Origin of the sequence: Limosilactobacillus portuensis (genome assembly GCF_014838735.1) — a bacterium.
Taxonomy (GTDB): Bacteria; Bacillota; Bacilli; order Lactobacillales; family Lactobacillaceae; genus Limosilactobacillus; species Limosilactobacillus portuensis.
In genome coordinates this window covers 1-331 of the sequence record NZ_JABUXQ010000091.1, presented here as the reverse complement: position 1 = coordinate 331, position 331 = coordinate 1, and the positions used below count along the sequence as shown (strand labels likewise).

The 331-nt window shown below is 40.2% G+C and carries 1 pseudogene; it reads right to left on the bottom strand.

Annotation, left to right across the window (positions count from 1 at the left end):
* A pseudogene (locus tag HUK49_RS10700) lies at nt 1-331 on the bottom strand (hypothetical protein); the annotation flags it as partial.

Genomic DNA, 331 nt, shown 5'->3' with positions numbered 1-331 from the left:
TGCTTTGTCTTTCAATGAATCTACTGTGGATACAAATGTGCTTGCATCTTCTTTCGTTGTGCTTCCATTAGAAGTTACTTGACTCAATGAGTCTACTGCTGATACAAATTCGCTTGCTTCTGTACTTACAGCTTCACTTGTCGATGTTGATGCTGATGTACTTTCTGATGCTGACACACTCACTGATGCGTGTGTTGATTTCACTGCTGACGCAAACTCTGATGGTGTACCATTATTTGATGCTTTGTCTTTCAATGAATCTACTGTGGATACAAATGTGCTTGCATCTTCTTTCGTTGTGCTTCCATTAGAAGTCGCTTCACTCAACGAA